This window comes from Micromonospora radicis (genome assembly GCF_003583405.1).
In the GTDB taxonomy this organism is placed as follows: Bacteria; Actinomycetota; Actinomycetes; order Mycobacteriales; family Micromonosporaceae; genus Micromonospora; species Micromonospora radicis.
This window is the reverse complement of record NZ_QXEC01000028.1, coordinates 56,989-68,602: the sequence shown is the minus strand read 5'-3', so window position 1 is coordinate 68,602 and position 11,614 is coordinate 56,989. Positions and strand designations below refer to the sequence as shown.

At 72.2% G+C, this 11,614-nt stretch carries 10 protein-coding genes; 3 read left to right on the top strand and 7 right to left on the bottom strand.

Annotation, left to right across the window (positions count from 1 at the left end; all coding sequences use genetic code 11):
• Positions 1–748: 748 nt before the first annotated feature.
• Positions 749–2,095, top strand: a complete 1,347-nt coding sequence (locus tag D2L64_RS22985) for an aspartate aminotransferase family protein (RefSeq protein ID WP_119579290.1) — start codon at positions 749–751, stop codon at positions 2,093–2,095.
• Positions 2,096–2,113: 18 nt separating this feature from the next.
• Positions 2,114–3,490, top strand: a complete 1,377-nt coding sequence (locus D2L64_RS22980) for an NAD(P)/FAD-dependent oxidoreductase (RefSeq protein WP_119579289.1) — start codon at positions 2,114–2,116, stop codon at positions 3,488–3,490.
• Between the two features lie 103 nt (positions 3,491–3,593).
• On the opposite strand, the gene D2L64_RS22975 is transcribed toward D2L64_RS22980, so the two are convergent.
• A complete protein-coding gene (locus tag D2L64_RS22975) occupies positions 3,594–3,971 on the bottom strand; it encodes a DUF3499 domain-containing protein (RefSeq protein WP_119579288.1) in 378 nt (125 codons plus the stop codon).
• A gap of 152 nt (positions 3,972–4,123) precedes the next feature.
• Between D2L64_RS22975 and D2L64_RS22970 the strand changes: the two genes are divergently transcribed.
• Positions 4,124–4,573, top strand: coding sequence for a metallopeptidase family protein (locus D2L64_RS22970; protein ID WP_119579287.1), 450 nt, complete (start codon positions 4,124–4,126; stop codon positions 4,571–4,573).
• Between the two features lie 121 nt (positions 4,574–4,694).
• Here the strand turns inward: D2L64_RS22970 and D2L64_RS22965 are convergent, their stop codons facing one another.
• The 6 genes from D2L64_RS22965 to D2L64_RS22940 form a co-directional block, all read right to left on the bottom strand.
• Positions 4,695–4,952, bottom strand: a complete 258-nt coding sequence (locus D2L64_RS22965; RefSeq protein ID WP_013731688.1) for a WhiB family transcriptional regulator — start codon at positions 4,950–4,952, stop codon at positions 4,695–4,697.
• 469 nt (positions 4,953–5,421) lie between these two features.
• The gene (locus tag D2L64_RS22960) at positions 5,422–5,715 is read right to left on the bottom strand and encodes a phospholipase (protein WP_233559099.1); all 294 of its coding nucleotides are present in this window, start codon (positions 5,713–5,715) and stop codon (positions 5,422–5,424) included.
• A gap of 74 nt (positions 5,716–5,789) precedes the next feature.
• Complete coding sequence (locus D2L64_RS22955; protein ID WP_119579285.1) at positions 5,790–7,184, bottom strand: DUF4331 domain-containing protein; 1,395 nt, start codon at positions 7,182–7,184, stop codon at positions 5,790–5,792.
• A gap of 261 nt (positions 7,185–7,445) precedes the next feature.
• Entirely contained in the window at positions 7,446–7,730 is a 285-nt protein-coding gene (locus D2L64_RS22950; protein WP_119579284.1) for a hypothetical protein, read from the bottom strand.
• Between the two features lie 155 nt (positions 7,731–7,885).
• Entirely contained in the window at positions 7,886–10,441 is a 2,556-nt protein-coding gene (locus D2L64_RS22945) for a bifunctional FO biosynthesis protein CofGH (protein ID WP_119579283.1), read from the bottom strand.
• 74 nt (positions 10,442–10,515) lie between these two features.
• A complete protein-coding gene (locus D2L64_RS22940) occupies positions 10,516–11,571 on the bottom strand; it encodes a hypothetical protein (protein WP_119579282.1) in 1,056 nt (351 codons plus the stop codon).
• Positions 11,572–11,614 lie beyond the last annotated feature (43 nt).

Sequence of the window (11,614 nt, the reverse complement as noted above, 5' to 3'; positions counted from 1 at the left end):
CCCCCCCCCCCCCTCCCCCCCCCCCCCCCCCCCTCCCCCCCCCCCCCCCCCCCCCCCCCCCCCCCCCCCACCCCCCCCGCCCCCCCCCCCCCCCCCCCCCCCCCCCCCCATCCCCGCCCCCCACCTCATGCCCGCCACTCACCACCGTGCCGGCCGGCACGGACGCCACCGACCGCCCGGGTGGGCTCGGTCATCACCTCGCGAATGTGAATCTTGGACAGTTTCCGTTAGCGCGGAACGGAAACTGTCCAAGATCTTGAGCGGGCCACGCTGGCGCGAGCTGGCACCGCAGCACCGCACCGCAGCACCGCACCGCACCGCAGCACCGCACCGCAGCACCGCAGCACCGCACCGCAGCACCGCAGAACCGCAGCGCGGCAGCGCAGCGCGGCAGCGCGGCGTCAAACGGCCGATGAACCGACAAGCCGACGAACCGAGAGTCCGCAGGAAGACGCCGGCCGGCAGCCGAGAAACTCCGGTGGCAGAAGAAGCGACGTCGACGGCAGCAGAACAACGCCGGCGGCAGAGGACAACGTCGGCGGCAGCAGGAAGACGCCGACGGTGGCAGGGAGATGGGCGACGACGGTGGTGCGGATTCCGTTGCGGAAGTCATACCAGATCGCTAAATCCGTTGCAGGATGCCGCTCGACCCACCGATTGCACTTGCTTTGCGGGCTGCGGCTGTGGGATAACCGTGGGCAGAGCGGCCGGTGACCCCTGACCGGCCCGAAACCCGATGGGGCTGACAATGGCCAACGCCACCGACCACCTCTGGATGCACTTCACCCGGATGGCGAGCTACTCCGCCGGCGAGGTGCCGACCATCGTGCGCGGCGAGGGCGCGTACGTCTGGGACGCGCAGGGTCGCCGCTACCTGGACGGACTCGCCGGGCTCTTCGTCGTCAACGCCGGCCACGGCCGCACCGAGCTGGCCGAGGCCGCCGCCAAGCAGGCCGGCGAGCTGGCCTACTTCCCGCTCTGGTCGTACGCCCATCCGACGGCGGTGGAGCTGGCCGAGCGGATCGCGGCGCTCACCCCCGGCGACCTGAACCGGGTGTTCTTCACCACCGGCGGTTCGGAGGCGGTCGAGGCGGCCTGGAAGCTGGCCCGGGCGTACTTCAAGCGGGTCGGCAAGCCCACCAAGCACAAGGTGGTGAGCCGGTACATCGCCTACCACGGCACCTCGATGGGCGCCCTGTCGATCACCGGCCTGCCGGGCATCAAGACCGACTTCGAGCCGCTGGTGCCGGGCGGCATCAAGGTGCCGAACACCAACTTCTACCGGGCCCCCGAACACGGTGACGACCCGGTGGCGTTCGGTCGGTGGGCGGCCGAGGAGATCGGGCGGGCCATCGAACGGGAGGGGCCGGAGACGGTCGCCGCGGTCTTCCTGGAGCCGGTGCAGAACTCCGGTGGCTGCTTCCCGCCGCCGCCCGGCTACTTCGAGCGGGTCCGGGAGATCTGCGACGCGTACGACGTGCTGCTGGTCAGCGACGAGGTGATCTGCTCGTGGGGCCGGCTCGGCGAGTACTTCGGCGCCGTCCGGTACGGCTACCAGCCCGACATCATCACCACCGCCAAGGGCATCACCTCCGGCTACGCCCCACTCGGCGCGATGATCGCCAGCGACCGGCTGATGGCGCCGTTCCTCACCGAGACCGGCATGTTCGCCCACGGGGTGACCTTCGGCGGGCACCCGGTCTCCTGCGCGGTGGCGCTGGCCAACCTGGAGGTGTTCGCCCGCGAGGATCTGGTCGGGCACGTACGCGCCAACGAGGCGGCGTTCCGCGCCACCCTGGAGAAGCTGAACGACCTGCCGATCGTCGGCGACGTCCGGGGCGACGGCTACTTCTACGGCATCGAACTGGTCAAGGACAAGACCACCCGGGAGACCTTCGACGAGGCCGAGTCCGAGCGGCTGCTGCGCGGTTTCCTGTCCAGCGCGCTCTTCTCCGCCGGGCTCTACTGCCGGGCCGACGACCGGGGCGACCCGGTGGTGCAGCTCGCCCCGCCGCTGATCGCCGGGCAGCAGCAGTTCGACGAGATCGAGCAGATTCTGCGTACCGTCCTCACCGAGGCCTGGTCCCGTCTCTAGGGCCGGTCGGGAGCTACCGTGCACTACCAGGACCTGTCGTACTGGCTGTCCACAGTCGACGAGACGCTGACCCCGCGCCCGGCGTTGCGCGGCGACGCGGACGTCGACGTGGTGATCGTCGGCGCCGGCTACACCGGGCTGTGGACGGCGTACTACCTCGCCGAGGCGGATCCGACGCTGCGCATCATGGTCCTGGAACGGCAGGTCGCCGGGTTCGGCGCCTCCGGGCGCAACGGTGGCTGGTGCTCGGCGCTGCTGCCCACCTCGCTGACCGGGCTGGCCCGCCGGCACGGCCACGACGCGGCGATCGAGATGCAGCGCACCATGCAGGACACCGTGCGCGAGGTCGGCCGGGTCGTCGCGGCCGAGGGCATCGACTGCCACTGGGCGTACGGCGGCACGGTGGTGCTGGCCCGCAGCGGACCGCAACTGGAGCGGGCCCACGCGGCGGTGGCGGAGGCGCGGGAGTTCGGTTTCGGCGCCGAGGATCTCGCCCTGCTCGGCCCGGACGAGGCCGCCGCCCGGTGCGGCGCCGAGGGGGTACGCGGCGGCACGTACACCCCGCACTGCGCGGCCGCGCATCCGGCCCGGCTGGTGCGCGGGCTGGCCCATGCGGTCGAGCGACGAGGGGTGCGGGTGCACGAGCAGACCCCGGTGACCGAGATCCGTCGGGGTGCGGCGGTGACTCCGCACGGGACCGTCCGGGCCGCGGTGGTGGTCCGGGCGACCGAGGGGTACACCCCGGGGCTGCCCGGACAGCGTCGGAGCATCGCGCCGGTCTACTCCCTCATGATCGCCACCGAGCCGTTGTCGGCGGACGCCTGGGCACGGATCGGGCTGGCCGAGCGGGAGACCTTCTCCGACCATCGGCACGTCATCATCTACGGCCAACGCACCGCGGACGGGCGGCTGGCGTTCGGCGGGCGGGGTGCGCCGTACCACTTCGGCTCGCGGGTCCTGCCGAGCTACGACCGGGAGCCCCGGGTCTTCGCCGCCCTACGCCGTACCCTCGGGGAACTCTTTCCGGCGCTGGGGCCGGACGTGCCGGTGACACACAGTTGGGGCGGCCCGCTCGGGGTGGCCCGCGACTGGGCCGCCTCGGTCGGTTACCACCCGGGCGACGGGCTGGCCTGGGCCGGTGGGTACGTGGGCGACGGCGTCGGCACCAGCAACCTGGCCGGACGTACGCTGGCCGACCTGATCCGTGGCGAGCAGACCGCGCTGACCGGGCTGCCCTGGGTCAACCACCGTTCCCCGCGTTGGGAGCCGGAACCGCTGCGCTGGCTCGCGGTCAACGCCGGCCTGCGGATCATGCTCTCGGCCGACGCCGCCGAGTCCCGAACCGGCCGTGCCTCCCGGCGTGCCGCCACCTTCTCCCACCTCCTGGGCCACTGACCCCCAACCCCACGCACCCGCAGCGTTGATCATGAGGTTGGCGGCACCACAGAGATCGACAAACGCCGCCAACCTCATGATCAACGAGGCGAAGCGGGGAGGTTCAGTGGGTGGGCGGGATCACCCGGAGGTGGCCGCGGCGGGAGGTGGAGGGCCCGGTGGGGGGCGTGGCGGGCTGAGTCTGCTCGTCCTGGGGTGGACGGGGGGCGGGGCGGGCGGCCTCACGAACGGCCTCGGCGAGCGCGACCAGGTCGTCGGTGGTGGGCGGCGGGGGCTCGAACTCGCCCTCGTGCCGGACCACCTCCCAACCCCGGGGAGCGGTGAGGCTACGGGCGTGCGGCTCACACAGGTCGTACGTGTGCGGCTCGGCGAAGGCCGCCAGCGGACCCACCACGGCCGTCGACTCGTTGTAGACATAGGTCAGCGTGGCGACTGCTTGCCGGGGGCAGCCGTTACGGGAGCAGCGCCGTGGTGACCTCACCGGCGCAGGGTATCTCCATTACCGGCTCCCGCGCACCGCTTCGCGTTACGACACGCCCGTCTTGGTGATCACAATTCCCCATCGCCGACGCGCCGCGCCACGGTGCCGGCACAGCTGCGGCCGCACCCCGATCGGAAGCTACCCTTTGGCTCATGACGAGCCCGGAGAGCCGCCGCCCCGGCGCCAACCGACGGGCGCACCGCGATCGCCACGGTCGTGGCCTGCGCGGGCGGCTGGTGCCGGCCACCGTGCCGCTGGCACGCACGAAGGCGGAGATCTTCGACGACCTGGTGCTGGACACCGTCGAGACGCTCGAACGGCGGTTCGCCAAGGAGCTGGCCGGGGTGGAGTTCGCCGTCGAGGACGTCCCGCCCGACCTGAACGTCTACGACTCCGACGTACTGGAGGACGGCGAGGTGCCGTTGGCCCGGCTGCTGCCGGGCCGCCCCGGCCGCCAGGAGGTGCCGCCCCGGATCGTGCTGTACCGCCGCCCGCTGGAGTTCCGGGCGATGGACCGGGAGGACCTCGCCGACCTGGTGCACGACGTGATCATCGAGCAGGTGGCGAACCTGCTCGGTGTCGACCCCGACGAGCTGGCCTGAGCCACGCTCCATCCGTGCCGGCACCGTCCACCCACCTGAGCTGCCCCGGCCCCCACCGCGACAGCTCGGACTCCCCGGTCCCGGGCGGGGCGGCCCCCAACCGCCCCTTCCCGACGACGATTCAGGCGGCCCGCCGCTTGAGCTTGCGCCGCTCCCGCTCGGAGAGCCCACCCCAGATCCCGAACCGCTCGTCGTGACCGAGAGCGTATTCGAGGCATTCCGTCTTGACCTCACACCGCGAGCAGATCCGCTTGGCTTCACGGGTCGAGCCGCCCTTCTCGGGGAAGAACGCCTCCGGGTCGGTCTGCGAGCACAACGCCCGCTCCTGCCACTCCGGCGCGTTTCCGAGCAGGTCGGCCGCCTCGAGCTGGCCGTCCATCAGTTGCCTCCTTGTCGCGCACCGGCGTCATCGCCGCTGCAACCCCCCACGCGAAAGGCGTGTTTGTCCGTCCGGCCCCGTTTTGTTGCGTTCCGCGCGAACAACCCCATTCAAATTACACGCGTGTAATGCGTGCGCCGTCAAGCCAAACTTGATAATGGAGTCGCCCTCCCGACACGCAGCCAGGCGGCCGTACGCACCACCCGGTCTCGCCCTGCCCTATCGATTCAGACCCCGGCCGAGTAACGCCCCCTCCGGCGAGTTGCCCGAGTTTTCTCCCGTGGCGCCCGGCGCGCGACAGGGGTGATCGAGCCCGACGCGAACCCTCGGAAGACCACCCGCAAGATCGGTTGATCTTGACTGGCAAGGTTAACCCGACTTCGTCCGACCCGCCTGCCGGGTGGACACACGACAACGGCGTCCCGCCCACATGGTGGACGGAACGCCGTTGTCGGTGCGTTCGGCAGGCTTAGCCGACGGGCAAGGATGCGCTGGTGGGCCAGGTGAACTCGGCAACCGATCCACCGGCGACGACGACCGTTCCGGCCGGCCGTTCGTCGTCCCACCAGACGGTATAGGTGCCAGCGGGGAGATCGGCGTAGACAACACTGTGGAAGGTGCCATCCTGGACCGGACGCTCCCGTACGGCGGCGTGGGTGCGGGGCCCGACGTCGCCCACCCGGCTGATCTCGATCTCCCGGCCGAGCAGCTGTCGTCCGGTATAGACGATCAGGGCACCGGTGTCGCCGCCGAGGTTGAGCATGACGCTGCCACTACCGGTCGGCCCGTACGCATGGGCATGCGAATGTGAGTGTTCGGCCATGATCCCCCTCCCGTTCAGGCGCCTGCCGACGGGTTGTTGAAGCCGTCGTAGGGCGTACCGAGGAACGGGAACTTCCGCAGGAACGGCGCGGTCACGTCCGCCTCGGTCAGCCCCGGCGTGACCGCGGCCGCCGCCTCGTCCGGGGTGAACTTGCGATCCACCAGCGGCACGGTCAACCCGGCGATGGCCCGCAGCGCGATGGTCACCACGTCGTCGGTGACCCGCCGGCCGTTCGGGTAGCCGGCGAGGTCACCGCCGAGCACACCCAGCCGGTTCGGCCGCCGGGCCGGCGGGATGGCGGTGTTCAACCGCAGCATGTCGGCCTGCGTGTCGCCGGTGGCGTTGCTGAAGCCGTCGATCAGCCCCTCCGGAATCCCGGTGAGCAGGATGGCGACCAGGTCCGCCCGGGCCTTCTTCGACTTGTTCAGCTTGTCCAGGTTCGGAAAGACGCCGGGATAGAGCACCGGCAGCAGGGCGGCCAGCTCCGGCCGCTCGACGAACTGGGCGAACCGCTTGTCCTCCGACGGCGGCAGGGTGTTCCAGGTGTCCTTCTGCGACATCGGCACGATGACCTCGTTGAACAACGGGTTACCCAACCGGGACACCTGGGTGAACGGACCGGCCGCGGTGTCGGCCGCGACGCGGTCCCCCAGCACCTTGACCTGTCGTCGCGACGCCGCCGTCCAGACACCGATCACCGAGGCGGGTTCCTGCCAGTGGTAGCGGTCGGCCCGCCGGCGCAGCTTGGCCAGCGGCACCTGCAACGCCAGGCTGTGCACGTTCAGCCGGTCGAGGGCGTTGACCGGCTCCCCGGCGACCTTGAAGATCTTCTTCCCGGCGACGTGCAACTGTTGGAACGGCCGCAGCGTGCCGAGGTCGAAGATCGCCCCGAGGTCCACGTAGAAGCCGTCCGCCCGCTGGCCGGCGAAGACCTTCTCACCGGTGGAGAGCGAGAAGGTGGCCTGGCGGACCAGGTCGCCGTACCTCGGGATGGACAGCGGGCCCACGTTGCTCGGCGGGCAGGGCAGCTTACGGGCCAGCACCTGCTCCTTGCCGTCGGCGATGCGGGTGAGCCGGTAGAACTGCCGCCGGTTCCAGTTCTTGCTGTCCAACGCCTCGATCGGCCCGGTGTTGTAGAGGAAGCTGTTCGGGTTGGTGATCTCGGTGCTGAACTCGAACCGATAGGTGACGTCCGGCCGGCCGTCACCGTTGTTGTCGATGTGGATCTCGTACCGCACGTCGTCGCCGAACTCGAAGAAGTTCGGGCCGCCGGAGGGCAGTTGCAGCGGCACGTAGTTGGCGATCAACGTCACCGTGTCCGGACGGTCCGGGGTGACGAACGCGTAGAGGTCCGATGAATCGGCGACCGGATCCTTGGCGATCTCCGGTGCCTCACGGTGTGAAGACATGACGAACCCACCTCACGGTGCTAAGGAGCGAATGGGATGACCGGCCAGGCGCTGAGAGCCCGCGCCGGGCCGAACACGCCGCCTCCGCCCGCTGCGGCGGGGCGACGGTGAGGGTTGATCCCCACCCGGTGGGCGGGACGACACTGCGGGTTTCTCCGCCCGGCGGGCGGAGGTGGTGCTGCGGGTCAGCGCCGAGACGGGCACCGGGGCGCCGGGCGGGCGCGGCGGGCCGGCTGGCGCGCTGGCTCGGGTGGCCTCGACTCAGCGTCGGGCGGCGGCGCGGCGCAGCCGGTCGGCCAGCCCCTTGTCGCGTACCTCGATGCGGGACTCGCCGACGAAGACGTCCATCGTCCCTGAGCGGGCGTCCCGCAGGTGCACGACGATCGTCTCGTCGGCACCGGCCGCCACGCCGTTGCCGCGCTCACCGGCGACCGACAGGCCCGTCACCGCGAGCGTAGCGGCGCCGAGGGTGGCGCTGGCAGCGGCCGTCAGCGTCTGACGGCGGGTCAGCTTCGGCCAGCCCCGCCTGCGCGTCTGAGTTCTCATTGGCAACCTTTCCAGCGGCGGCGCGCACGCGCCCGCGTCGGCGGAGGGGGACCGGAAGCGTTCCCACCGGCCCCCGAGGGGGTGCCGGCGGCGGTCCTCGCCGCTACCGCCGCCGGCATCGACAGGTACGGCCGGCAGCCGCCGAAGGTTCGACGCTAGGCGCTGACGTGACCGTACGAAGTCGTCCGCCTACGCGCCGGTCGACCCGCCGCCGCCGCGATCGCGTGCAGCTGCTCCTCGGTACGCGCCGACCCGTTGCCCGATCCGGCCATCCGCGAGATGGTCTCCTCCATCAACGTGCCGCCCAGGTCGTTGCAGCCACTGCGGAGCAGCTCCGCGGTACCCGCGTCGCCGAGCTTCACCCAGGAGCACTGGATGTTGTCGATCCGGCCGTGCAGCAGCACGCGGGCCATCGCGTGCACCGCCCGGTTCTCCCGCCAGGTCGGCCCGGGTCGGGCGATGCCGGCGAGGTAGATCGGGGCGTTGGTGTGCACGAACGGCAGCGCCACGAACTCGGTGAACCCACCGGTACGGTCCTGCACCCCGGCCAGTACCCGGAAGTGCGCCAGCCACTGCCCGGGATGGTCGACGTGGCCGTACATCATCGTGCAGCTGGACCGGATGCCCAGCTCGTGGGCGGTGCTGACCGCCTCGACCCAGGCGGCGGCCGGCAGCTTGCCCTTGGTCAGCACCCACCGCACCTCGTCGTCGAGGATCTCCGCGGCGGTGCCCGGGATGGTGTCCAGCCCCGCGTCGCGCAGCTCGGTCAGCCACTCCCGGACCGACACGCCGGCCTTGGCCGCGGCGGTGACGATCTCCATCGGGGAGAAGGCGTGCACGTGCAGCTGCGGCACCCGCGCCTTGATCGCCCGGACCAGGTCGGCGTAGCCGGTCACCGGCATCTTCGGATCGATGCCGCCCTGGATACAGACCTCGCTGGCCCCGGCGTCCCACGCCTCCTGCGCCCGGTCGGCGACCTGTTCCACCGAGAGCCGGTACGCGTCGGCGTCGCGTTCCCGCTGGGCAAAGGCGCAGAACCGGCAGCCCACGTAGCAGACGTTCGAGAAGTTGATGTTGCGGTTGACCACGTACGTGATGTCGTCGCCGACGGTGTCCCGGCGCAACGCGTCCGCGGTGCGGCACAACTCGTCCAGCGCCGGCCCGTCCGCCGCGAAGAGCGCGAGCGCGGCGTCGGCGTGCCGAGATTCGAGCAGCGCCGCCGGGTCGTCGGCGGCCAGCCGCAGCCCGGTACGCAGGTCGGCGTCACCGGCGCCGGCGGTGGGCCGCCGGTCGGCGTCGGCCGCGTCGCCGGCGCCCGTCCGCGCCACCGGTGCGGCCACCTTCGCGGCCACCTCGGACCAGTCGCCGTAGACCTGGTCGAAGTCACCCCGCCGGTCCTCGGTACGCCCGGTGGTGTCGATGGTGGCGTGCAGGTCGGTACGCCCGCCGTAGGTCTCGTCCGGCTCCTGCCACGGTCGACCGACCGGCCACGCCGACTCCACGGCCAGCCCGGTCGCCGGATCGGCCAGCGCGCCGACGTGCGGCAGCAGGCGCGGGTCCAGCCACGGCTCGCCGGCCCGCACGTACTCCGGGTAGACGGTCAACCGTTCCCGCAGCGTGAACCCGGCCGCCGCGGTACGCGCCGCCAACTCGTCGAGCTGCGGCCAGGGACGCTCCGGGTTGACGTGGTCCGGGGTGACCGGGGAGACCCCGCCCCAGTCGTCGATGCCGGCCCGCAGCAACAGGTCGTACTCCCCGGCGATCAGGTTGGGGGGCGCCTGCACGCGGGCCTTCGGGCCGAGCAGCACCCGGGCCACCGCCACGGTGGCGGCGAGGTCGTGCAGCTCCGCGTCGGGCATCCCCCGCATGGCGGTGTCCGGCTTGGCGCGGAAGTTCTGCACGATCACCTCCTGGAGGTGGCCGTACTCCCGCATCGCCCGCCGGATCGCGAAGATCGCTTCCACCCGCTCGGCGGGGGTCTCGCCGATGCCGATCAGGATGCCGGTGGTGAACGGGACGCCGACCCGACCGGCGTCGTCGAGCACCCGCAACCGCACCGCCGGTTCCTTGTCCGGCGAGCCGTAGTGCGGGCCACCCGGCTCCGACCAGAGCCGGGTGGCGGTGGTCTCCAGCATCATGCCCATGCTGGGCGCGACCGGCTTGAGCCGGTGCAGTTCCGACCAGGAGAGCACGCCCGGGTTCAGGTGCGGCAGCAGGCCGGTCTCCTCCAGCACCGCGACGGCGCAGGCGCGCAGATAGTCCAGCGTCGACCCGTAGCCCCGCTCGTCCAGCCACTGCCGGGCCGCCGGCCAGCGCTCCTCCGGCCGGTCACCCAGCGTGAACAGCGCCTCCTTGCAGCCCTGCGCGGCACCGGCCCGGGCGATCTCCAACACCTCGTCGCGGTCGAGGAAGGCCGCCGGCAGCCGGTGCGGCACGGTGGCGAAGGTGCAGTAGTGGCAGCGGTCCCGGCACAACCGGGTCAGCGGGATGAAGACCTTCTTGGAGTAGGTGACCACGCCGGGCCGACCCGCGTCGCGCAGGCCGGCGTCGCGGATCGCCCCGGCGATGTCGAACAGTTCCTCCAGCGCCGCGCCGCGGGCGGCCAGCAGCGCGGACGCCTCGTCGACGTCGAGCGCCCGGCCGGCGGCGGCCCGGCGCAACGCCCGCCGTACGGCCGCCTCGCCCGGCGCCGGCTCGATCCGATCAACCATCCGCTCAGCCTATTCGCTGAGCCGGCGCGCACCACGGCCAGGCGGCGACCGCACCGGCCGGTGGGACGGCGTGATCAGGCCGGACGCTCACCCGGGTCGATGCGCTGGGTGCGGTCGGCGTCCCCGTCCGGCGGCGGTACCACCTGGGTCGCGTCGGCGCTCCCGCCCGAGACCACCTGGGTCGGCTCGGCGCCCTGAACCGGAACCACCTGGGTCGGCTCGGCGCCCTGACGCGGGATGGTCTGGGTCGGGTCAGCCGAGGCCGGCTGCCCGAACGGTGGCGCCGACTGGGGCGGCACCGCCGGCTGGCCGTGCGGCGGCCAGGTGTGCGGGGACGCGGGCGTACCGGCCGGCGACGGCGGCTGCCCGGCCACCGGCCAGCCGTCCGGTGAACCGCTCGGCTGATCGGCATCCGGCGCACCGGCCGGCGCACCCGCCGACCACTCGCTCTGCGGCCACCCGGCACCCGGGTAGCCGGACTGGCTCGGATAGCCCGGGTGACTCGGCTGGCCCTGCTGGCCCGGGTATCCCTGCTGGCCCGGATGACTCGGCTGGTCCGGGTAGCCCTGCTGGCCCGGGTGACTCGGCTGGCCCGGCCAGCTCGGCTGCGGGGTGCCGTACAGGCCGGGCTCCGACTTGGGCCGGGACACGTGGTAGAGCCGCTGCCAGATGCTCCACACCACGTACCCGGCCACCCCGAACAGTGCCACCCAGGCGGCCCGGGTGAGCATGCCGGTCAGCGCGTCGAAGAGCTGCGCCTCGGCCAGCCGACCGACCATCCAGACCAGCAGCGTCAGCCCGCCCAGAACGGCACTCACCGCGTACTGGGCCAGCGCCACCTGAGTGATCGCTTTCGCCCTCGGTACCACCGGGGCCACATGGGTGGCCAGCAGCACGGCGAGCACCGGCAACACGACCGCCTCCAGCCCGAGGAAGGCGAAGAAGGCGCTGCCGGCCCGGCCGGTCACCGTGCTGTAGGCGCCCTGCGGGGCGAGCAGCCGGATCAGACCGACGAACAGGAGCAGGGCGTTCGCGCCCAGGAACACGAAGGCGGCGAGCTCCCGCAGCGGCCGGGTCACCTGGCTTGCCGGGGTCGGATCGGTGGGCGGCGGCTCGGCGGGGCTGGTCACGAACTCTCCCAGGGGCGAAAGCGGACAGATGCCGACGTGAGCC

Bases quoted from the DNA above. Each gene is read 5' to 3' on its own strand.
- D2L64_RS22985 (WP_119579290.1), top strand. From the start codon at position 749: ATGGCCAACGCCACCGACCACCTCTGGATGCACTTCACCCGGATGGCG.
- D2L64_RS22970 (WP_119579287.1), top strand. From the start codon at position 4,124: ATGACGAGCCCGGAGAGCCGCCGCCCCGGCGCCAACCGACGGGCGCAC.
- D2L64_RS22965 (WP_013731688.1), bottom strand. From the start codon at position 4,952: ATGGACGGCCAGCTCGAGGCGGCCGACCTGCTCGGAAACGCGCCGGAG.
- D2L64_RS22960 (WP_233559099.1), bottom strand. From the start codon at position 5,715: ATGCTCAACCTCGGCGGCGACACCGGTGCCCTGATCGTCTATACCGGA.
- D2L64_RS22955 (WP_119579285.1), bottom strand. From the start codon at position 7,184: ATGTCTTCACACCGTGAGGCACCGGAGATCGCCAAGGATCCGGTCGCC.
- D2L64_RS22950 (WP_119579284.1), bottom strand. From the start codon at position 7,730: ATGAGAACTCAGACGCGCAGGCGGGGCTGGCCGAAGCTGACCCGCCGT.
- D2L64_RS22945 (WP_119579283.1), bottom strand. From the start codon at position 10,441: ATGGTTGATCGGATCGAGCCGGCGCCGGGCGAGGCGGCCGTACGGCGG.